Genomic DNA, 22,635 nt, shown 5'->3' with positions numbered 1-22,635 from the left:
GTTCCCATCTAGCAGTTCAGCTTGTCGAGCGGAGAAAGCACTTCGATCTGGCTGGGGGTGAGCTTGATGGTGCTGCTGCCGACAGTGAGCAGGATCTCGTCCTTGGCGTTGAGATGAATCTTCTTGGATTCCATGAAGATCTGGCTGGCGTCGATCTTGATGCAGCTGGGAGCATCTCCGCCACCACCATCACCGGAGCCGCCGCCTGAAGGAGCCACGATGTGATCCACGCCAGCACTTGCAGCTGCAGAGCCACCACTCCCTCCGCCGCCACCCCCCACCTCCAGCACATAGTCCTTGCCCACCGTAGTCTTTTGGCTCTGGCCGACCTTGGTAGTCTGGGTCATGCCCACGATGGTGGACATCACCATCCCGATGTTCTGGCTGTAGGCAACACCGACATTCATGATGCGGACCAGCCCGACATTGAGCATAGACATGATGCCAATGGTGTGTTGTCTGGTGAGGCCGATCTTGACGGTCTCGTTCTTGCCCACCGCTTCTTTACGGTTGTCCCCGATGCTGATTCTTTCGTCATGGTCCACCCGCTCCGATCGATTGCTGTGAATCGTGATGGTTTCGTCGCCATCAACTTCTTCCGTGCGCCAGCCGTGGATGGTGATCTTTTCGTTGCGGTCCACCGTCTCGGTGCGGTCGCGGTGAATGGTGTTGGTCTCGTCCCGGTCAATGGTCTTCTCCCGGTCTCTGCCCACCCACTTTGCTTCGTCGTTTTCAACTTCGGTCAGCTGGTCCTTCTGAGCGTGTATCCACAGCTGCTCTTCGCCCGCCTTGTCCTCAAACCGCAGGGCATTGGCGTCGCCGGGGCCATTCTTCATACCATCCCCTGCGGCTCCACCTTTGCTAGACCTGGTGAGGATGCCGCTCTGCGTCGCGTTGGCAGGGAGCGCCCAGGGCGGCATGTTGAGCGCGTTGTAGACGCAACCCGTGAGGATGGGGTAGTCAGGGTCACCGTTGAGATGATCGATGATGACTTCCATACCGACCCGGGGAATGAAAACCGCGCCAAACTGCGGTCCTGCCCAACTGGTCGAAACACGTACCCAGCAGCTGGATTTTTCGTCCATCGCGCCGATGCGATCCCAATGAAACTGGACCTTCACACGCCCAAACTTGTCGGTCCAGATTTCCTCGCCAGGAGGTCCAACGACTACCGCCGTTTGCGGGCCGAGCGCCCGCGGCTTGGGTGTGTTGCGCTTGGGACGAAACTCAATGCTGGTGGGCTGTGCCTGAATTTCAAACTGCTGAATGGAACCCGCCTCGTGCGGATTCTTGGTTGCAGTCGCTCCACCCACCCGGCTGCTGCTGACCTCGGGATTCTCTTCAAACTGGTAGTGCGTGCTGACGATCAGGTATTGGCGGTTCTGGTCGTCGCGCGGATAGTTTTCCAGGTTGATGGTGTAACCCGTGGCAAGGTTGCGCTTGTTGCCACGGCCTAGCACCCGGCTATGCTTTGCCAGGTGCTCCTGCAGACGAATCTTGGCGTAAGTCTCGCCATCCGGGAACTCAGTGTAGCCGCCTGGCCACTCATAAATTTCGTACTTGTCATGCTCATGCCCCGGTGGGTTCTGACGCATGTTCGAGAGATCGGCACGTGGCTTTTTGAAATCGTAATCATCGTTGTAGTGCCGTCCCGGCTGCACCTCCTGGACAAGCTCCCAGGCGTAAAAATGTTCCTTGTCCGCGATGGCGGCCTTGCCAGGCGGATGAAAAGGTACGACGTGACCACCAGGCAACGGACTGTGCGAGCCTGTGATGTCGTCGGCCAGCACCAGCGTGTGACTCCCGGAACTGTGAGTGAAGTAAAAGTAGGCGCCTTCGTGCTCCAACAAGCGCGCCACGAAGTTGTAGTCGCTCTCACCGTATTGAGTGCAGTACTCCCAGGTTCGGTACGAGCGAGTGAGCTTTTTTTCAATGGGGAAGCCGTACTTCCCGAGTACTTCCATGATGATGTCCGGCACGGTCATGTGCTGGAAAATCTTGAAATCGGTTTTGCGCGTGGTGACCCAAAGCCAAGGCCGCAGACGCATGCGATAGGACGCCCAGCGATGATCCTGCCCCCGCATACCGAAGTGCGTGACGAGTCCGCTGAGATATCGCTTGCCCAACCCCTCCGTCTCCACCACCACTGACGCAGCTTTTCCTAGCAGCGCCTTTGGGTCAATGTTTTTGCTTGGACTGACCAGATCGACTTCTAGCGAAAACAAATCGCTCAGCGCTTCAGTCCCTTCCAGCTTGCGAAATTGCAGTTGCTCGCCCAGAGGAGTTTGGATAGTGACGCGACGGGTCATGAGAGAAGGTGGAACGAACGTCTGAGTTACTGCAATCCGCCCAGGCAATGTCGCCGGTCAACGACAAAGGGTGGACACAAAAAGGAGCCGCGCCCACGGACGCGACTCCTGGTTGCGCACGCAGGGTGAGCGCAACCGAAGGCCAGGCAATCAGGCTTCCTTGTTTTCCTTGATGCTGAAGCCCATCTGGCTGGTAGCGCCCTTGCCACCTTGGTTGGTCTGTTCGGAGTACTCCGTCTTGATCTTGGCAGCCTGGAACGCGTAGTTCACAACCACGGTGTCGCCAGAACTTGTACCGCTGACGGTCACGTTGGTAACCATCACGTCCGTCAGGGTGATCTTGCCGAATTCAATCTGCGTGCCACCGGCCTTGCACATCGAAATTTCCACCTGACCCAAATGCTTGCCCGTGGCGCAATGCTTGAGCACAGCGGGATAGCACTTGTCGATGTTGGCGACAACATTCAGGTTTTGAAAGTCAGCCTTACCGGCACCGGCACCACCACCAGAGGCCATAGAGTGCGGCTGGGTCACACCCCAGGTAAACGACTCGACATCCGTCCAATCCTTGTGCGCTGCGTCTTTCGATTCACCGCTCGCACCTTCCACCTTCATAAAAATCGCAACTGTCATTCGGGTACCTCTCCTTGGTTCAAAAATGCGTTGCAGGCGCCGTTGCTTGAACGGCACACGCACGCTCTCAATTTCCGCAGAGGCAGCGTTGCGCCCCCACAGAATTCACGACTGAAGGAGAGGTACGAAGCTCACAGCCGGCATGCGAGACATGCGGAAATACTGTGCCATACGCCACCACTACGCTCACCTTGGAAACGTGTGTTTGTTTGTGCATATGGAGCTTCGCTTGCTTGAATTCCCCTCCCTCGCAAGCTTGTTGGCGGGCGGATGATACGGACGCCAAGCGCCCGGAGGGGTATCAAGTCACAGCAATTCAGCGGCTCTCAGCAACATTAGCAACAGTGTGTTTCGCGGCATCTGAAGTCGTGGTTTTGTGACGTTTTTTGCAATTTGTCCACGTTAGACTCGCCCGCCACAAACGCACTACAAGCAACTTGGCGATGAGTGCTCTTCAGGAGGCGAACATGACTGCGAAGGGTTGTGCCAATGATTGACTCTAGTGGCTTGGCGAAGAAACAAAGATGCCAGAGCCTTCCCCGTCCATCGAAAACGATTGAGGGCGTTGAAACAGTCTTCCATACCTCAGGGGCGCAGTAGTCCGACAAGTTGCAGCGGTCAAGCTGCGACAACGTAAATGGCATACACAGCGAGACAAGTCAGCACATTGCAAGAGCAGGCAGGGTCAGCTCCGATTGCAGTAGCACTGAAGATCTACTGACCGCTTGGGAAAAGCCGATGAGGCGATGAATACACAGGGAGCCACGTGATGATTGAGACCGCAGGAGGTTCGGCAAACTGCCTCGCGCCGGGCGTCCATATCGGTGAATACCGGCTGTTGGACGTCATTGGAGAAGGTGGTTTTGGCATTGTGTATCGCGCCCGCGATGTGAGCCTTGACAGGATTGTTGCCATCAAGGAATACATGCCCGCCACGTTGGCGGGGCGTAAATCATCCAACGAAATCCACGTCCGTTCGCAGCATCGTGGGGCATTCGATGCCGGGCTGCGAAGCTTCATCAACGAAGCCCGACTGCTGGCCAAGTTCTCGCATCCAGCTCTGGTACATGTGTACCGATTTTTCGAACTGAACGGCACGGCCTACATGGTCATGCGCCATTACGAAGGGCAGACGTTCCGAGCATTTTTGAATGCCCAAAAAGAACGCATGAATCAACGCATGCTGGCCGCGATCGTAGGCCCCATCCTCGATGTCGTCGAGATGCTGCATGCAGCCGATTGCTACCACCGCGATATCGCTCCCGATAACGTATTCCTGCAAAACTCAGGGATGCCTGTGCTGCTCGATTTTGGGGCCGCTCGGCGAATCATCGGTGACATGACGCAGGCCCTGACGATGGTGTTGAAGCCAGGCTTCGCTCCCATTGAACAGTACGTAGATGACGGCGCCATGCCACAGGGAGCATGGACCGACATCTACCAAATTGGCGCGATGCTCTACCTAGCGATCACCGGGAAGCCACCAGCAACATCGGTCGCCAGAATGATCAACGATCCGGTGGCAGCTTTATCGCCCGCTGACTACCCAGGATACTCATCCCAGTTTCTGCGTGGAGTGGGTCATGCATTGGCGGTGAAACCTCAGGAGCGACCACAGACGATTGCTGCACTCAAGGATCTGCTCGGCATCACAACGTTCACCATGCCCATGCATGCGCCCTGGCACGATGTCTTACCAGGTGCGCAGGTGGTTACCTCTTCGCTCCCCCATCCAACGCTCGCAGCCTCGGACAACACGGGCCTGCATGAGTCGTTGAAACCCACTGGCGTAATTACCGAGGCCAACGCATCATTGCCGTTAAACCATTCGGCAGAACCCGCTCAGCGCGAGCCCGTTACCGCGATGGACACCCATGCGAACCAGACACTTCCGCAAGCAACAGTCGTCGCCAGCGACATCGACATACTGAAGTTTGCCCCGCAGACATCGTCTGCTGCATCAACTAGCAACGCCACAGCAACACCCCAACTGCCCGCGAAGCCGGACGCTCGAGAACGCCAAAATGCGGAGATCAGCAGCGATCTGCGACACACGCGCACACGCGCTTTGACGCTGCGATGGACGATTGCGGCCCTCGCGCTGTTCGTAGCCACTGCGTTGGTTCTTTGGTTGACCAAGCACGACGTGGCCGCGCACCAGTCCGCAGAAGAGATAGCACTGAATCTGGAAGACCAACATTGGAAAGAAGCACAAGCTGCGGGCTCTGTAGCCATGCTGGACTCGTACCTGAGCGCCTACCCGAAGGGCAAGCATCGCAGCGAAGCGATGGCCCTCATCAATCGTCTGGAATTTCTAGAACCGGTTGTCAGTCCGCAGCCACCTGCCTTAGCGTCAGCACCCACCCAGCCTGTCGTTGCCGCGACCTCTGCGCCCTCAGCGTCAGAGCCGCCTGCAACAACGGCCCCAAAGGCCGTGGCAGTGGCAGCGACGACGCCACCGCCTGCGCCCAAAGGAGATCCTGCCGTTGCAGATTCGGTAGTAGCAGCCAAGACTCCGCCAAAGACAGCGGGAGAAGTAGGGCGTGTTGTTCTGCGCGTAAGCCCATGGGGCCGGATCTCGGTGAACGGCAACTCTTTGGGAACCACGCCACCACTGACTTCCATCGAGCTTCCTGAAGGCTTGCATCGCATTGACGTGAGCAATCCGGCCGCAGCGCCAGTCACCAAGACAGTCCAGGTCAAAAAAGGCGAGCCGGTGGTGATCAGTCACCAGTTCGAATAATTCACGTCCGCGAGCGCCTGCTGTCGATATGCCAATAAACGCTTTACTGCGATGGGGAGCCTGTTGCCTGTGCCTGGGTCTCAGCACTGCAATCGCCTCGGTGGATTGCAACGAACCAAGCACACCTGAAGCGGGGAACTCGGTTTCTTCGGCTGGACGTCAATATCTGGGACAGGGCATATCGCTCTACGAGACGCGAAAGCTGGAGCTGGCAGAAAAAGCACTACAGGCTTCACTGTTTGCAGGTCTGACAGATGGGCACGAGCGATCTACTGCCTATAAATACCTTGCGTTCATTTATTGCACCAATCGGGAATGGGCCCGGTGCGACACCGCATTCAACGCAGCTTTCGACGCGCGCCCTTCGTTCACGCTCGAAGCGTACGAGCTGCAGAACACGCCGTGGCGGGATGCCTATACGAAGGCATACAGCCAGCGCGGCGCAAAGTGCGGCCGGTCCTTGGCAAGTTTCAGCAACAGTCAAGGATCTTCCCCAGGGAATGGCAACGCTCTTACCTTTTCGCTCAACAGCACTGTGATCACAGCCATCACGCCGCTGTTGGCCGTTGCAGGCTATCCCACACCATCGTTCGACCCGACGTCCCCAATGGCACTGGGTTCGCGGAGGCCCATCCGCTCCGAGAACAACATTCAGCTGCGCGTTTCACCGTGGGCCCATGTGACTCTCAATGGAAAGCGAGTGGGCGTGACTCCTCCGCTCACAGAACTCAAGCTCCCCCCAGGCTCACACAACATTGAATTCAGCAACCCCGGCTTCGATACCGTGCGCAAAACGCTCAAGGTCGAGCCAGATCAACCGATCACGATCACCCATGACTTTGACGCGAGATAAATCCATGCGAAACCGTTACTGGAGCGCCTTGATCGTCGCCTGCGCCAGCCTTCTCCTGGCCGCTTGCGAAACAGCGCCAAAGCCACCCGAGCCACAGGTGGAAGCACCGCCACCACCGCCACCAGCTCCCGAGCCCGTCGCACCGGTGGATCCGCGCGCGCAGAAAGAGGCACAGCTGACCGAAGCATTGAACGCGTACGCAGAAGGGCAGTTCGATGAAGCCATCGTCAAGCTCACACCTCTTGCCGACGCCCCCGAGCTACCGCTGACATTGCAAATCAAGGCCCGCAAGTTCATGGCCTTCAGCCACTGCGCCGCAGGGCGGCCGCGCCCCTGCCGACAGCAGTTCGAACTCGCCCTCGAGCAGGACCCCACGTTCCAACTCACCGAGGCAGAAAAGGGCCACCCGGTCTGGGGCCGTGAATTCATCAATGCCCGCAATGCTGCGCGTTCCAAGCGCAACACCCGCAAGACATCTTGACGCTCCTCCAGACAACGCACGCGCAAATACGCAATGGACAAGATAGAACTGGTGGTCACACACGAAGCGGGTAGCCCGGTCTGCCGCTATTGGTCCGCCATCTTTGGGATGGCAGGCGGGACCGTAGGTCGTGCAGGGCAAAACAAGCTGGTATTGCCTGATGACGACGCGATGGTCGCGCGCGTGCATGCCATGGTCCGCCTTGACTCCGACCGAGCCTATATCGCCAATCTGTGCGAACGCCGCTCAGTGCGCGTAAACGGGCTGGAGGTGCTGTCCGGGCAAGAGGTACCGCTTGTACCCGGCACAAGCATAGGCATTGGTCCATATCAACTGCGCGCAGTCATTCCAGGGCAACACCAGGATGCGCAGGCTACCCAGGCGAAGGTCTCCCGCGCGTTCACAGAAGGCATCTCGGAGGCCACATCGGCAGCCGGCAGTGACACACAGCCGGGTACATCCACACCGAGCGCCAATGCCGCAACCTCGGCGATCGGGCTCGCCTCCCTGCCCAACCCCTGGGCAGACATACCAGACATCGTCGGAGGAGATGCACACCTGTCAAGCCTCTTGCTCTCGTCCCTGCCCGAAGCACCATCGCAGCACGATGCGGAGGCCAGCCCCTTCGCAATGCTTGGACGGGTCGAGGCCCGCTCTGCGGCAGCGCTCGTCCCTGAACGGTCCGCGACCGGGCCAGGGCCCGCCGCGGCACTGACAGTGGCGCAATCGGCCTCTGCCGCCCCTGTTACGGACGGGCTGCATGCAGACATTCCGACGGAACACGCCCCACCCCACCCTTTCGATATTTCTGCCGCTACAGCCAGACCCACACAGGCACCGCCGACAGCGCATCGAGCGATGCTCATTCCCGACGACTTCAACCCATTCGCAGTTGATCCCAGGGAGCAAGCCCTCCAGCGTGACCCCTGGAGCGGGAATCTTGCCGCCAAGAGCTTGGCTGAAGTGGTTCAACTCAAGAACGATGGTCTGCTCCAGGCCTTGCCCAAAACGGGGCATTTCGCGGGCGAAATGGACAATGCTGCGCATACCGGGCTGCCCAAGCAGTTGGATCCAGCCATCGAACTGAACCCGCTGAAGCTCTTTCGTGAGCCCGGGGAGTCGATGTATGTGGAGCCAGAAGACCATGGCATGTCCCGCGGCTCGGATTTGGCCCAGTTGTTCAACATGCCCCGCGATGCCCAACGGCGCCATGCGACAGCGCTGCCAGATGCGGTCACCCATGGGCTCCCCGCCACCAACCGCCTCAACACCGAGGCAACTCCGGTGGCTGCGCCGCCCATTGAGTCTGTTGTAGAGGCAGGACTTCACGCCATGCAAGGGCTGGACTTGGCTCTGTTCGACGGCGGAGACGCTGCGCAGGCACTGCGGGAGGAGGACTTGCTGAAGATCGCTGATATCCAGCCGCCGCACCTATGGGAGAACGCGATCCCCACGCACGCCACGCAGCCCGCGTCACCCCCTGCGCCGACACCGACCGCCGCTGACGCCCACGTAACGGTGCAGACAACGGTAGCTTCATCGGATGCACTCGCCGCTGCTTTTCTCCAAGGCGCGGGGATAGAGCAAGGCAAAGCACACGTCACCATCACGCCGGATTTCATGCGCGCTTTCGGCGAAGCACTGCGGGTAGCGGTACAAGGCTCTATCGACCTCCTCTCCGCGCGCTCGGAAATCAAACGTGAATTCCGAGCGGACGTCACGATCATTGCCTCCGGGGCCAACAACCCCCTCAAGTTCCTGCCGACGGCAGACGGTGTGATGCTGCAGCTCATTGGACAGACGTTTCCGGGATTCATGAAGCCGGTACCCGCAATGAAGGAAGCGTACAAAGACCTGGCGGTACACCAGATCGCATTGATGGCCGGCATACGAGCCGCCTACTCAGAAGCCGTGGCAAGCCTCAGCCCAGCAGAGCTAGAGAAGAACGCTGCGGTAGCGTCTAGCCTGCTAACCAAAATATCCAGAGTGCATCGCAAAGCCGCCTTGTGGGACGACTTCCAGCAGCAATATGACTCGGTGCGTCGCCATGCAGAAGACGACCTCATGGCGTTCTCCGGGAAAACCTTTGTGAACGCATACGAAGCCGCCGCACAGTCTGCCGAGGAGCATTCGTGATCGCACATATCGCAGGAGAGTCGCACCGCCTGCGGCTGTCGGTATCGGCCATCACCGACAAAGGCGGCCGTGCCTCCAACGAAGATTACCTAGGCATGATAGATCTGGGATCGAGAGGCTTTTGCTGCACCCTGGCGGATGGAGCTGGAGGCCATGGAAACGGTGCGCTGGCCGCGCGCCTGACGGTGGACGCCGTACTCGGAGGTTACCGCGAGAACCCTATGTTTGCGCCAGCCAGCCTGGCATCGCTCATCTTTCGCGCCGAACATACAGTATCTGAAGAACAGCCCACCTCCGTTTCGCGGATGCACATGAGCGCCACCGTGGTCCTGCTGTGCATAGATCCGGTCACCGGCCGCGCGCTGTGGGCGCATTGGGGCGACTCGCGCCTTTACTGGTTCCGGGAAGGCCGGGTTCACCGCATGACCGAAGACCACAGCGTTGTGCAGCAGCTTTTGCACGCTGGCTTGTATGCCAACGGCGATCCCAGGTCGCTGCCCAATCGCAGTGTCCTGGCCGGTGCAGTGGGTGCCGAGTCGCAGGTACCGCCCACCGTGCTGCCTGAATCCGTGGAGCTGACAGAGGGTGACGCCTTTCTGCTGTGCTCCGACGGACTTTGGGAAAACCTACACGAGTCCGCGATGGAACAAGCGCTGCGGGCCGCAGAGCGGCCCCACGTCTGGCTACAGGACATGGCGGAAGCCGTTCGCTCCAAAGACCGTCCCCATCAGGACAACCTCAGCGCGCTGGCCGTGTGGGTATCCGCAAACCAGACAGTCAACTGAACTGAATCGAACTGCCCACTGAACGGGAGGATGCCGCCATGCAGATGACCAAGAAAGCCGTATCAAGGCGAACGATCCTGAAGACCACCCACTGGCTGTCAATGGCAGCGCTGCCTCTGTCCGGATGCGGCGTGGTGAACACACTCAATCGCCCCAGCGAGGCGCCCACCGGGGTGCCGCCAGCCGTCATCGAGATCATCGCCGAGCGCAGCCTGAACCCTGACGTGGACGGCATGCCCAAGCCCGTACTGCTGCGCATCTACGAATTGCGCACTCCCGTCACCTTCGAACGCTCCAGCTTCTTCGACCTGTTGGACAAGGACGAAAGCCAGCTCGGCGGCGACTTCGTGCGGCGAGAAGAGATCCTGATTGCACCGGGTGAGCGCCGCGTCATCGAACGCAAAGGCAACCCCGACGTGCGTGCCTTCGGTTTCTTCGCCAGCTATCGCGACCTCGAGCGCAGCACCTGGCGTGCACATGTCGATGCCCCGAACTCGGTGGAAATGCGCCGCCGCTGGTGGGGCCTTGGAGAAACACAGCGGCTCAAACCCGTTCACTACCTGGTCACGGTCTCGCGCGACGCCGTACGGGTTCAACATCAAATCACTTCAAGGTAGAACCATGGTTTGGCAACGCAAGGTGGTGTGGGCGGAAGGGATGTTCCTGCGCCCTCAGCACTTTCAACAACAAGAGCGACACCTGGACTTTCTGATCCAAGGGCGCAGTCTTTCCGCCCAGCCTTTCTACTGGGGGTTTTCAGAGCTGACCCTGGACACCCAGATGCTGGCCCTCGGCAAGGTTGCACTGATCTCTGCGCAAGGTGTGCTACCTGACGGCACGCCGTTCAGGATCCCGGATGTGGACGATGCCCCACCACCGTTTGATGTGGGGAAGAACACCAAAGACACGCTGATCCATCTGTCACTCCCGCTGCGGCGGCGTAGCGGCGCAGAAGTAACCCTTGCCGACGACGACGCAGGCATGACGCGTTACCAAGCGCAGGTGCTGGAAGTGGCAGACATTAACGACGTTGGCGCGCAGCCGGCGGAGGTGCAGTTGGGTATCGCCCGGTTCAGCCTGCGCACATCACACGATCTTTCCGACGGTTGGGTATCTCTGCCCGTGACCCACGTGGTGGAACGCAAGGCGGATGGAGCAGCGTTGCTGGACAAAACCTTCATCCCGACTGTCGTCAACAACTCTGAAACCTCCGCACTATTCGCGTTTTGCCGAGAACTTCACGGCCTGTTGCGCCAGCGGGGCGTCGCGCTGGAGGAGCGGCTGATCCAGCCAGGGCGCGGCGGTGTCGGCGAGGTGGGTGACTTCCTGATGCTGCAATTCATCAACCGATGGGAGCCCGCGGTAGAACATTGGGTAAGGATTCGCAGCATTCACCCTGAGCGCCTCTTCGATGACCTCCTGAAAATGGCGGGCGAGCTGTCCACCTTCACCCGCGAGCAACGACGCCCCGCGCCACTGCCGGCTTATGACCACGACGACCTGCGCAGCTGCTTTCCGCCCTTGATGCTGGAACTGCGCCGCGGCCTTTCGTCGGTGCTTGAGCAAAACGCTATCCAGATCGAGCTGCAGGAGCGGCAATACGGCGTTCGTGTAGCCCTCATCCCGTCCACCGAGCTGCTGACCACCTGCGATTTCGTGTTGGCAGTACACGCCCAGACCACGGTGGAATTCCTGCGCACCCACTTTCCCACCCAGACGAAGCTGGGGCCTGTCGAGAAGATCCGGGACCTCGTCAACCTCCACCTGCCGGGCGTCACCCTGCGATCGCTGTCCGTGGCTCCACGCGAAATCCCCTATCACGCGGGGTACTCCTATTTTGAGGTTGACACCACACACGACCTGTGGCGCCAGCTCAACAGCTCAGGGGGCCTAGCCATGCATGTCTCGGGCGAGTTCCCGGAGCTGGAGTTGGAATTCTGGGCGATCCGCAGATAAGAACAACCCATGTCGATCCCAATCACGGACAACGTTTTCGCGTTCAGCGCCAGTGACCATACCGAGCATGGCGCACTCGGAACGCCTGAAATATCCATACCTGGAGCAGGCGCCCAGAACATGTCACGCACCAACCTGCCCGATGTGGTCAGCGGTGGTAATCCACTGGTGGCATCCGCGAACGTACTGCTAAATCTCGTGCCGCAGATCCGGGCGATGGCCTCCAACGCGGACCCTGAAGGCTTCCAGCGCCTGCTACTTGCGAACATCCGCGAATTCGAGCGCAGCGCGGGCGTCGCAGGCGTTCCGATCGAGACTGTTATCGGGGCAAGGTACTGCCTGTGCACCGTGGTGGACGAGGCTGCGGCGCAAACGCCTTGGGGCGGCTCTGGCGTTTGGCCCAAGTTCAGCCTTCTGGTTGCGTTGCACAACGAAACCTGGGGGGGCGAGAAGTTCTTCCAGCTGCTGGCCAAGCTGGTTCAGACACCCCACCAACACATCGACCTGATCGAGCTGATGTACTTCTGTCTCATGCTCGGTTTTGAAGGACGTTATCGCGTGATCGAGAACGGGCGAAGCCAGCTGGAAACGCTCAAGGCGCGGCTGTTGGCTCTGATCGAGAGTACACGTGGCGATCGCAGCGGCGCACTATCGCTTCACTGGAAAGGCGAGGAACGCAAGGCGGCGCCTCCGTGGACCATGGTGCCGCTGTGGGTAGCTACAGCACTCGCGCTGCTGCTCGCGTTCGCCCTCTTCCTCTGGTTCAGCTACCGACTCGCAGCGCAGTCTGATGCGCTGTTCACCTCCATCAACGCTATCCGATTCCCCAGAGCCATCGCGGCCATGGCGAGCGTGGACAAGCCCAGGCTGCGCCAATTCCTCGAACCTGAAATCCGCGAAGGTCTGGTCGAGGTCATTGACCAGGCGGACCGCAGCACCATCATCCTGCGCGGCGACGGCTTGTTCGAACTGGGCTCCAACGTGGTCAAACCTCGCTATGTGCAGGTGGTTCAGCGCATTGCCACCGCCTTGAACGAAGTGCCCGGTAAGGTGGTCGTGAACGGCTACACCGACAACTCGCCCATTCGCACGGCCAGGTACCCATCCAACTGGCACCTCTCCCAAGACCGAGCTCGTTCCGTCTCTGACATGCTGCTGAGCACGGTTCGGGACAGTCAGCGCGTGCAGGCTGAAGGCCGCGGAGAAGCGGATCCTGTGGCGCCCAACACCACAAGCGAAGGCAAGGCGAGAAACCGACGCGTAGAAATCGTTCTGCTGGTCGCACCGCAGGTACGTGACAAGGAATTGCAGCTCAGCGGTAATGCCCCGCGGACTGAAAGCATCAAGAAATGAGCATGCTGAGACATATGGCAGCGTTGCTGTTCAATCGTTTTACTCTGGCCTTCATCGGTTTGGTATTGCTGAGTCTGGTGATCTGGTTCATCGGCCCTTTGGTTTACATCAAGCCGTATCAGCCACTGGAAAGAGAAAACGTCCGCTGGGCCCTCATCGCCGCGCTATTCACCATCTGGGTGATCAAGCTACTCTTTCACTGGTGGCGTGCCAAACGCATGAACGACAAGCTCATGGGGCAGATCGCACGGATCACTGCTGGCCGTGATACCCCCCAAGAACTTGCACCTGGTCAAGAGGAGGTGACTGAACTGGAGGGGCGCTTCAAGGAGGCCGTAGAGGTTCTTTCCAAGACTCGCTTTGGCACTAACGAAAGCGGCCTGTTAGGCCGCTTCACCAAGCGCTACGTGTACCAGCTGCCCTGGTACCTGATCATCGGCTCTCCAGGATCGGGCAAGACCACGGCACTGGCCAACTCGGGGCTCGACTTTCCACTGGCCGAACAGTTCGGTAAGGGCTCAATCCGAGGCGTGGGCGGCACACGCAACTGCGACTGGTGGTTCACAGACCAGGCCGTGCTGCTGGATACCGCCGGCCGGTACACGACGCACGACAGCGATGTCGTGCAAGACAAAGCCGCCTGGTCGGGCTTTCTACAGCTTCTGAAGCGCTTTCGCGGTCGGCAGCCCATCAATGGCGTCATCGTGACGCTCAGCGTACAAGAGCTCTTGAGCAGTACCGAAGCAGAGCGCGCGCGCCTCGCCAAGACCATCGGTGCGCGGCTCGGGGAGTTGTGCGATGAACTGGCAATCAAGTTCCCGGTGTACGTACTGATCACAAAGGCCGACCTGCTGGCGGGCTTCAACGAGTTTTTCGGCCAGATGACGCGCGACGAGCGCGCCCAGGTGTGGGGCTTCACCCAGCAATACCGAGAGAATGTGCCGTCCAACGATGACCCTACGGCCCAGTTCACTGCAGAGTTCGACGCGCTGGTGGCACAAATCAATCGCCTGTTGCCCCATCGCCTGCTGGCGGAACCGGATCTTGCCCGGCGTGGACTGATCTACGGGCTGCCCCAGCAGTTTGTGGGCCTGCGCGAACTGGTGCACCAAACGTTGCAGGAGGCTTTTTCATCCTCGCGCTTCAAAGAGAAGCCCCTGTTCCGTGGCGTGTATTTCACCAGCGGTACGCAAGAGGGCATGCCCTTTGACCGTGTTCTGTCGGCACTCAAGCGGCGGTTCGCCATCGCCACCCCGCTGAAGCCTGGAGCAGGGCAGCAAGGCAAGAGTTTTTTCATCGAAACCCTCTTCAAGGGGGTGATGTTCAACGAAGCGGGGTTGACAGGCCGCAACGCCAAGAAAGAGCGGCAGCTCCGACTGCTGCAGGCTGGCGGTCTCATCGGCTTGGCTCTGGCACTGAGTGGTGCTGCGCTGGCCTGGGGCATCAGTCACCAGAACAACCTGGGGTATCTGGAGGAAGTAAAGACCAGTGTGGGCACCTTGCGACAAGCGGTCGAAGAGGCCAAAACGGGCGACCCGGAAAATCTGGTGGCGCTATTGCCGATGCTGGACCATGCGGAATCCCTCGCCGTCAGTGAGCGCTACACAGGCTCTCCACCGCTGAGTTGGCGTTGGGGCCTGCTGCAGGTCCCGAAAGTAGAGACAGCAGCAGACACCACCTACCTGCGCCTTCTGGAAGATGCCTGGCTGCCCGGTATCGTGCGGCAGTTGCGCCGCTCGTTGCAGCAAACCTCGACAAGCAACCCCGAGGCCAGCTACGAAGCGCTGAAGGCATATCTGGTGATCCATGACGCCGATCGCTTCGACGCCCGAACGGTGAAGGCATGGATCCGGCACGAATGGGACGCCAGCCTGACGCCGCAACTGCTGCAGGCGGGCGTGGGCGATCGCCTATCTCACCATCTGGACCGGCTCATGGACGAACGCGTGGTGATATCGTCAACCCCGGTCGACACCGCACTGGTGGCGGAGGTACGCCAACGCCTGGCACAGATGTCCCCAGCGCAGCGGGCATATAGCCGCTTGAAGCAACTGCTGATCACGGGCAATAGCCTCCCAGCAGACTTCAGCGTCGTGCGGGCCAGCGGCCCCGAAGCACCCCAGGTGTTCAGCCGCCGCAGCGGCCGGCCTCTGACGCAGGGAATATCCGGACTGTTCACCTATGACGGATACCACGGTGTGTTCCTGCACGAGCTGCCCAAGGTCACAACACTGCTGTCCAAGGAAGAAGGCTGGGTGCTGGGGCAGGCGGACGGCAAGCGCAGCACCGCTCAGGAGGTATTGACCGGTCAGGTCGCCAACGAGGTGAAACGCCTGTACCTGATGGAGTACGCCAAGCTATGGGAGGACTATCTGGCCGACGTACGCCCCACCCGCATCGGATCACTGGACCAGGCAGGGGAGCAGGCTCGCCTGTATTCATCTGCCAATTCGAGCCTGGAACAGTTCATCCGCGCCGTCGCCAAGGAGACGACGCTTGCACGTCGCCCCGATGCAGATGCCGATAGCAGCGGCGCCAGCACCAGCAGCTGGCTGGGAGATAAGCTGAACCGCATTCGCGAGGAACAGCGGCAGCTGAGCAGGCTGACCGGTAAGCAGGTCAACGTGGGAGGCCTTACGCCCAGTGGAACGCTCGAAGCCGACATCGTGGACTTCCGCTTCCGCGAATACCGCCGGCTCGCGACCAGCAACGGGTCGGGCCCTTCGCCACTGACACAGAGCCTGCAGGTACTCAACGAGGCATCTGCCGTGATCGCATCGGCGCGACAGCAGGTGAAATCGGGTGGCACCATCCCGCCGACGCTGTCGTCGACCCTTGAAAGGGTGCGTGCAGAAGCCAAGCGCCTCCCTCCGCCTCTCAACCTGATGTACACCGATCTGGCTGAAGCGACATCCACCCTGGTCGGACGGGACGTACGCAGCACCATTGGCGGTAATCTGAACGCGACCATCGGGGACTTCTGCCGCCGCGCCGTGCTGGGCAGATACCCCTTCACACGCAGCGCAGGACGCGACGTCACCGCTGATGATTTCGCCAAACTGTTCGCCATGGGTGGCGTCATGGACGATTTTTTCCGCAGCACGCTACAGCCCATGGTCGACATATCCGCTTCCACCTGGACCTTCAAGCAGGGTGTGGACGGAACGCCGGTCGGAGGATCTGCGTCGCTGGCATCCTTCCAGAAAGCGGCCACCATCCGCGATGTCTACTTTCGGGCTGGAGGCAAGGCACCCGGTATCCGTCTGGACATCAAGCCCATCGAGATGGACGCGGCCATCTCGCAGATGGTCTTGGACGTGGATGGAGACGTGCTTCGCTACCAGCACGGGCCGCAGATCCCTAAATCCATGAATTGGCCAGGCACGCGGGGCACAGGCCAGGTAAGGCTGCAGATCACGAGCACCAACGGTGAAAACTCGGGATTGGTCACGGAAGGTCCATGGGCGCTACATCGGCTATTTGACCGCGCACAGCTCCTTCCGGGCAATGCGCCGGAGAAGTTCTCCGCGATCTTCAACGTAGATGGGCGCCGGGTACGGTTTGAAGTCACTACCAGCAGTGTGTTCAATCCATTCCGCCTCAAGGCGATGGAAGAGTTCGAATGCCCAAGCAACCTTTGAGCAACGACCTCCGCAGCATGCTGGCGCCTTCTTCTGTCGCCTGGTACGGCAAATTGCCAAGCCTGGGTGACTTCGTGGGCAGGCGTATGCCGCATGCCCTCAGTAGCGAGTGGGATGCGTGGATGCGAGAGGGGATGGAACAACTGCGCCGGGCAGACGGCGCAGGCTGGTCGGATACCTTCGTGAGCGCCCCGTTGTGGTTCTTCATTGCCTCTTTGAGCACACAGGGCTCACCGGTAATTGGCGCACTCGCGCCCAGCGTGGACCGTGTCGGGCGCTATTACCCACTCACCGTGATGGCAACGGCGCCGCATGCGGGTTGCCCATTTGCAGACGACCTGCAGGTCAAGGCATTCCTCGCGGGAGCGCGCTCTGCCATTGTGGAGGCACGACGCCGCGCGCTTTCTGTGGATGACTTGGATCGACGTGTCAGCCTGTTGCCCAACCCCTTCGGCACCACACTGCCCAGCGAGCGCGAGCCATCTCTCATCCAAGACATCCTGTCGGACCTCCACGAGGCTTCGCAAGCTCACCAAGCAACAGCAAGCGATCTCGCTGAAAACATCACGCTGCCTGCAGGCGAATGGAGAGCGCACACGGCTCTCTTTGGCGAGCAAAGCCTGTGGTGGATATCTCCCACCCATCGCCTGGAATCCCAGGAACTGGTGCATCACGGCAAGGCCGACCGCTGGCTCTTCGCTCAATTGTTCTCCAAACATTGACGGAACCCGCCTTCCCTGGATCAAGGCCCCTTCACCATGACAAACCTCGACGAACTCCTGAACGAAGCTCCCTCCGCGCCTCCGTGCGGCCCCGAGATGACCTATGCGGCGGAATTTCTGGCGTTGGAGCAATTGGCCCGCGGAAAGGTCGAGCAGCAGTACGGCGACACCATCATTCCCGCCGAAGATCCCGACTGGCAATCTGTGGAAAGCAACGCCTTGCAACTGCTAGTGCAGAGCAAGGACATGCGAATCGCCGGACTGCTGTGCAGATCCTGGACAAATACCGAAGGGCTCATCGGCCTAGCCCGCGGATTGGAGTTAATGGGAGCCCTCCTGGCAAAGTACTGGGGCGACATTCACCCGCTGCCTGAAGACGGCGACTATTTCATGCGCATGAACGCCGTTGCCATGCTCAACGACGTGACCGGGCTGCTGCGCGAGTTGAGGCAAACGGAGTTCCTCGCCTCCAATTTTGGTCACTTCACAGTACGCGACGCAGAAGTGCTGGCGCGCGGACAGCGTGCGGAATCCAATGCACAGCTCACCATGGACCAACTGCGGCTGGGCATGGCTCACGCCGTGGAACAAGGGCACGCCCTGCTTGTCGCGGTCCCCCGAGCGAAAGAGGCGCTAGAACAGCTAGTGCGGTTGTGCGACGACAAGCTGCCCCACCACCAGCGGCCCGACATGGGCAACATTCAATCATTGGTAGCGCTGCTCCACAGCCTTCTGCCCAAGTCAGAACAAGCCGCTGCCGTTTCCAAAGGACCAGGCGACGGACCAGATGTAGTTCTCACCGCCGCGCCAGCCGTCGGCCAGGAGATCAAGACCCGGGAGGATGCGATCAGACAGTTGGTCAAGATCGCCGAGTTCCTCGAATCCACCGAGCCCACCAACCCCGCCTCGCTCCTGATTCGCCGATCCGCAAAACTGATGGGCATGAGCTTCATCGACCTCCTTCGCGAGCTCGCACCACAAAGCCTTCAGCAGATCGAGTTAATCACAGGAGTCCAGCCTGAACAGACCTCTTGAACTACGAACTGTAACAGTCGCTACGCAGGCAGATCGGATACTGAAATACAGAAACAGTAGCCCCGTTCAACGCATACAGGCTCCACGAAATTGTGGACTTTCCCACCTCCCAGTGGAGATTCTTCGAAGCATGCGCGTCATGGTCACCCCAAGGGCTGTGTGCGGCAAAAAGACCGTCCAGGAACGACTCGTTTCAGCCACGACAAACCGTAGCGAATTCACACAACTTTGTAAGCATTTGAACCGGCAACCACGAGGTCTCGGCCAAAGGTTGATCGAACCAGACAACTTGAGAGAGAGGTAAACATGTCAATCACCAAAGTGGGAAAAAGCGGGCAGAAGTTCATCGCACGAAACCGGGCGCCACGCGTGCAAATTGAGTACGACGTGGAAATCTATGGGTCGGAGAAAAAGGTGCACATTCCCTTTGTCATGGGCGTGATGGCCGACCTGTCCGGAAAGCCGCTTGAAAACTTACCGGAAATCGCCGATCGCAAATTCCTGGACATCGACATCGACAACTTCGATGCCCGCATGAAATCCATCAAGCCTCGCGCTTCCTTCCTGGTGCCCAACACACTCACTGGTGAAGGCTATTTGAGCGTGGATCTGACGTTTGAAAGCATGGATGACTTCTCGCCTGCCGCGGTGGCCCGCAACATCGGCCCACTCAACACACTGCTGGAGGCTCGCACCCAACTCCATAACCTGCTTTCGTACATGGACGGTAAGCAGGGAGCAGAAGAGCTGATCCGCAAGGTACTCCAGGACCCTGCACTGCTCAAGTCACTGGCTGCGAGTGCCAAGCCCGCCGCAGAAGCCGCTGAGACGCCAGCTCAAAACGACGCCGCCTGAGACATCCCTGCCAACGGAGATCACCCATGAGTGCAGTAGTAGCCACCACAGAATCAACCACCGCCCAGTCGCTAGAAGGCCACGACTTTGCGGCCTTGCTGAACAAAGAATTCAAGCCCAAAACCGACCAAGCACGCGACGCAGTAGAAGCTGCCGTACAGACGCTTGCACAGCAGGCGCTCGCATCGGTAGCCACCATCTCCAACGATGCGTACCAGACCGTGCAAGCCATCATTGCAGAGATCGACCGAAAGTTGTCCGAACAAGTCAACCTCGTGATTCACCATGCGGAGTTCCAGAAGCTTGAAGGCGCCTGGCGCGGCTTACAGCATCTGGTGACCAACACCGAGGTGGACGAGATGCTCAAGATCCGCGTGATGAACATCTCCAAAAAGGAGCTTCATCGCAACATGCGACGCTACAAGGGCGTGGGCTGGGATCAGAGCCCCATCTTCAAGAAGGTTTACGAGGAGGAGTACGGCCAGTTCGGCGGAGAGCCCTTTGGATGTCTGGTGGGCGACTACCACTTCGACCACAGCCCACCGGATGTCGAACTGCTGGGGGAAATGGCCAAGGTGGCGGCAGCAGCCCACTGCCCCTTTATCTCCGGCGCATCTCCCGCGCTGATGCAGATGGACTCATGGCAGGAACTGGCCAACCCTCGCGACCTGACCAAGATATTCACCAACACCGAGTACGCCGCTTGGCGCAGCCTGCGCGAGTCCGATGACTCCAAGTACATCGGCCTCGCCATGCCACGCTTCCTGGCCCGCCTTCCCTACGGCGCCAAGACCAATCCGGTGGACGAGTTCGACTTTGAAGAAGAAACTTCCAGCGGCAACCACAGCAAGTACTGCTGGGCGAATTCGGCGTATGCCATGGCGGTAAACATCAACCGCTCTTTCAAATACTACGGCTGGTGTACATCCATCCGCGGCGTGGAATCCGGCGGCGCAGTGGAGAACCTGCCCGCACACACATTTCCCACAGACGATGGTGGCGTGGACATGAAGTGCCCCACCGAAATCGCAATCAGCGACCGCCGGGAGGCGGAGCTTGCCAAGAACGGCTTCATGCCGTTGGTACACCGCAAGAACTCGGACGTTGCAGCCTTCATTGGTGCGCAGTCGCTGAACAAACCCGCCGAATACTACGACGCCGACGCCACGGCGAACGCCAACCTCTCGGCACGGCTGCCTTACATGTTCGCGTGCTGCCGCTTCGCGCACTACCTCAAGTGCATCGTGCGCGACAAGATCGGCTCGTTCAAGGAGCGCAGCGACATGGAGCGCTGGCTCAACGACTGGATCATGAACTACGTCGATGGGGATCCTTCCAACTCTTCCCAGGAGACCAAGGCACGAAAGCCACTGGCCGCAGCTGAGGTTGAGGTGAATGAAGTGGAAGGCAATCCGGGGTACTACACCTCCAAGTTCTTCCTACGCCCTCACTACCAGCTCGAAGGGCTGACGGTATCGCTGCGACTTGTGTCCAAACTGCCTTCTGTCAAAGAAGCAGGCAACTGACCGGCAGCGGTCCTGCCAGGAAGAAGGCACACGCTAACAAAAGCTAGCGTGACTTCATCGCTGTTTTCGCGACCTGGCGCCTCACCCAACTTCCGCTGATTGACCTGCCGTCGTTTGCAGGCAGGCAGGTACTTTTCACGAATTTGAGTCCAAGCGCACCGCTACTCGGAAGGGCCGCAGTGCATGCCCCACCTTCGTCGGATGACCGACATCGCAATCGATCATCCGTCAAGGCGATTTAGCACGCCGGCACCCAAAATGATCAACATCAACTCTCAACGTGACTGCCATTCTCTTTGACTCCCAAAGCCCGTTGGACCTTCAACTCCATCGCGTCAAAGACGCGATCCGGGCTGAGCCCTCCAAGGCCTCGCTGCGCACTTTCTATTTCCAGTTGCTAGCGGTACTTGGCGACTGGGACAAGGCGCTGGCGCAGTTGCAGGTATGTGCGCAGCTGGATCCCAAGGCCATTCCGATGGCACATGCCTATCGGGAAGCCATGCGCTGCGAATTGCTGCGCACCGAGGTGTTTGAGGGGCGTCGCACGCCTTACATCCTGGGGGAACCGCCTGCATGGCTGAGTTACATGGTGGACGCCCTCAAAGCAGAGTCAGAAGGGACTCCCAATGCTGCGCTGCAATTGCGATCCCTTGCCTTGGACATGGCACCGGCTCGCTCCGGAAAGCTCAATGGCGAACCGTTCGAATGGCTGAGCGATTCCGACTCGAGGCTGGGGCCAGTGCTGGAGTTTCACACCAACGGCTGCTACTACTGGGTTCCCTTCTCAGCGGTGCATAGCATCGCCATGGAAAAACCCGCAGACCTTCGAGACCTTGTGTGGCAACCCGCAGAGCTGGTGCTGGTCAACGACAGCACGCTAAAAGGCCTGGTACCCACGCGCTATCCGCTGCAGGCTCACGATGACGACGGCCTGAGGCTGGCACGACGCACGGAATGGGCAGAGATCGGGGACGAGCATGTGGCAGGCCGGGGGCAACGAATGTGGGTCTCTGACCAGGGAGACCACGCATTGCTCGATGTGCGCACTATCTCCTTCCTGGATTGACGTATTCCTGTCATGCAGACCAGAAGACTGAGCGGTTTTGGAACCGAAAAGGATCGCCTGCAGCCGGCTCTGCTGGATCGCCTGACCGACCATGAGCCCACCCAACGGACGGAACAGGCCGATGCTGTGTATGTCACCGAGTCGCGCCTGCGCGGTGCGCTGCTGCGCGATCTTGGCTGGCTACTCAACGCAAGCAATGCCTCGGGACACATCGACTTTTCCGGACTTGCGCATGCTGAAGGATCCACACTGAACTATGGGATGAATCCCCTGGCGGGCAAGCTGCTTTCCGATCTGGACTGGAAAGACGTCGAAGCCAATGTGAGCCGCGCGATCCTGGCGTTTGAGCCCCGGGTCCTGCCCGACTCACTGACGGTGACTCTCCTCCCGTCGTTCGATTCACTCAACCACCACAACACTTTGCAATTCGAAATCCGATGCCAGTTCTGGTCCATGCCCTACCCTCTGGAGCTGCTGCTCAAGACGAGCCTGGACCTGGAAACCGGTCAAGTGGTGTTGTCGGACCTTAGAAGCTGACCCT

At 59.6% G+C, this 22,635-nt stretch carries 17 protein-coding genes; 15 read left to right on the top strand and 2 right to left on the bottom strand.

Going from position 1 to position 22,635, the window contains the following annotated elements:
- Nucleotides 1-8: 8 nt before the first annotated feature.
- On the bottom strand, nucleotides 9-2,309 hold the full coding sequence (locus tag AC07X4_RS06110) for a type VI secretion system Vgr family protein (RefSeq protein ID WP_494739547.1): 2,301 nt from the start codon (nucleotides 2,307-2,309) through the stop codon (nucleotides 9-11).
- Nucleotides 2,310-2,459: 150 nt separating this feature from the next.
- Nucleotides 2,460-2,942 carry an Hcp family type VI secretion system effector gene (locus AC07X4_RS06105; RefSeq protein WP_056059598.1) on the bottom strand — a complete coding sequence of 161 codons (483 nt, stop codon included), beginning with the start codon at nucleotides 2,940-2,942 and terminating at the stop codon, nucleotides 2,460-2,462.
- Between the two features lie 769 nt (nucleotides 2,943-3,711).
- Here AC07X4_RS06105 and AC07X4_RS06100 point away from each other — a divergent pair.
- The 15 genes from AC07X4_RS06100 (at nucleotide 3,712) to tssE (ending at nucleotide 22,631) form a co-directional block, all read left to right on the top strand.
- The gene (locus AC07X4_RS06100) at nucleotides 3,712-5,685 is read left to right on the top strand and encodes a serine/threonine-protein kinase (protein WP_494739546.1); all 1,974 of its coding nucleotides are present in this window, start codon (nucleotides 3,712-3,714) and stop codon (nucleotides 5,683-5,685) included.
- Between the two features lie 100 nt (nucleotides 5,686-5,785).
- The gene (locus tag AC07X4_RS06095; RefSeq protein ID WP_494739545.1) at nucleotides 5,786-6,538 is read left to right on the top strand and encodes a PEGA domain-containing protein; all 753 of its coding nucleotides are present in this window, start codon (nucleotides 5,786-5,788) and stop codon (nucleotides 6,536-6,538) included.
- Nucleotides 6,539-6,542: 4 nt separating this feature from the next.
- On the top strand, nucleotides 6,543-7,019 hold the full coding sequence (locus tag AC07X4_RS06090; protein ID WP_146191211.1) for a TssQ family T6SS-associated lipoprotein: 477 nt from the start codon (nucleotides 6,543-6,545) through the stop codon (nucleotides 7,017-7,019).
- A 33-nt stretch (nucleotides 7,020-7,052) separates the two neighbouring features.
- Complete coding sequence (gene tagH / locus AC07X4_RS06085; RefSeq protein WP_494739544.1) at nucleotides 7,053-9,155, top strand: type VI secretion system-associated FHA domain protein TagH; 2,103 nt, start codon at nucleotides 7,053-7,055, stop codon at nucleotides 9,153-9,155.
- Nucleotides 9,152-9,940 (top strand): PP2C family protein-serine/threonine phosphatase, encoded by a 789-nt coding sequence (locus AC07X4_RS06080; protein WP_494739543.1) that lies wholly within the window; start codon nucleotides 9,152-9,154, stop codon nucleotides 9,938-9,940. Before tagH ends, AC07X4_RS06080 begins: the two co-directional genes overlap by 4 nt.
- A 38-nt stretch (nucleotides 9,941-9,978) precedes the next feature.
- On the top strand, nucleotides 9,979-10,557 hold the full coding sequence (tssJ, locus tag AC07X4_RS06075) for a type VI secretion system lipoprotein TssJ (protein WP_233250246.1): 579 nt from the start codon (nucleotides 9,979-9,981) through the stop codon (nucleotides 10,555-10,557).
- Between the two features lie 4 nt (nucleotides 10,558-10,561).
- A complete protein-coding gene (tssK, locus tag AC07X4_RS06070; protein ID WP_260666151.1) occupies nucleotides 10,562-11,896 on the top strand; it encodes a type VI secretion system baseplate subunit TssK in 1,335 nt (444 codons plus the stop codon).
- Between the two features lie 9 nt (nucleotides 11,897-11,905).
- Complete coding sequence (locus tag AC07X4_RS06065; RefSeq protein WP_199227674.1) at nucleotides 11,906-13,249, top strand: DotU family type VI secretion system protein; 1,344 nt, start codon at nucleotides 11,906-11,908, stop codon at nucleotides 13,247-13,249.
- 14 nt (nucleotides 13,250-13,263) lie between these two features.
- On the top strand, nucleotides 13,264-16,890 hold the full coding sequence (tssM, locus tag AC07X4_RS06060; RefSeq protein WP_494739542.1) for a type VI secretion system membrane subunit TssM: 3,627 nt from the start codon (nucleotides 13,264-13,266) through the stop codon (nucleotides 16,888-16,890).
- Nucleotides 16,872-17,612, top strand: coding sequence for a type VI secretion system-associated protein TagF (gene tagF / locus AC07X4_RS06055; RefSeq protein ID WP_494739541.1), 741 nt, complete (start codon nucleotides 16,872-16,874; stop codon nucleotides 17,610-17,612). Before tssM ends, tagF begins: the two co-directional genes overlap by 19 nt.
- A 36-nt stretch (nucleotides 17,613-17,648) precedes the next feature.
- Nucleotides 17,649-18,647 carry a type VI secretion system protein TssA gene (gene tssA / locus AC07X4_RS06050; protein WP_494739540.1) on the top strand — a complete coding sequence of 333 codons (999 nt, stop codon included), beginning with the start codon at nucleotides 17,649-17,651 and terminating at the stop codon, nucleotides 18,645-18,647.
- A 306-nt stretch (nucleotides 18,648-18,953) separates the two neighbouring features.
- A complete protein-coding gene (gene tssB / locus AC07X4_RS06045) occupies nucleotides 18,954-19,502 on the top strand; it encodes a type VI secretion system contractile sheath small subunit (protein WP_056059615.1) in 549 nt (182 codons plus the stop codon).
- A gap of 26 nt (nucleotides 19,503-19,528) precedes the next feature.
- Nucleotides 19,529-21,028 (top strand): type VI secretion system contractile sheath large subunit, encoded by a 1,500-nt coding sequence (tssC, locus tag AC07X4_RS06040; protein WP_494739539.1) that lies wholly within the window; start codon nucleotides 19,529-19,531, stop codon nucleotides 21,026-21,028.
- Between the two features lie 280 nt (nucleotides 21,029-21,308).
- On the top strand, nucleotides 21,309-22,094 hold the full coding sequence (locus AC07X4_RS06035; RefSeq protein ID WP_056059620.1) for a type VI secretion system accessory protein TagJ: 786 nt from the start codon (nucleotides 21,309-21,311) through the stop codon (nucleotides 22,092-22,094).
- Nucleotides 22,095-22,106: 12 nt separating this feature from the next.
- Nucleotides 22,107-22,631, top strand: a complete 525-nt coding sequence (gene tssE / locus AC07X4_RS06030) for a type VI secretion system baseplate subunit TssE (RefSeq protein ID WP_494739538.1) — start codon at nucleotides 22,107-22,109, stop codon at nucleotides 22,629-22,631.
- Nucleotides 22,632-22,635: the final 4 nt, after the last annotated feature.

The sequence above is a fragment of the Acidovorax sp. GW460-11-11-14-LB4 genome (genome assembly GCF_059423685.1).
This window is presented reverse-complemented; position numbering and strand designations above follow the sequence as displayed.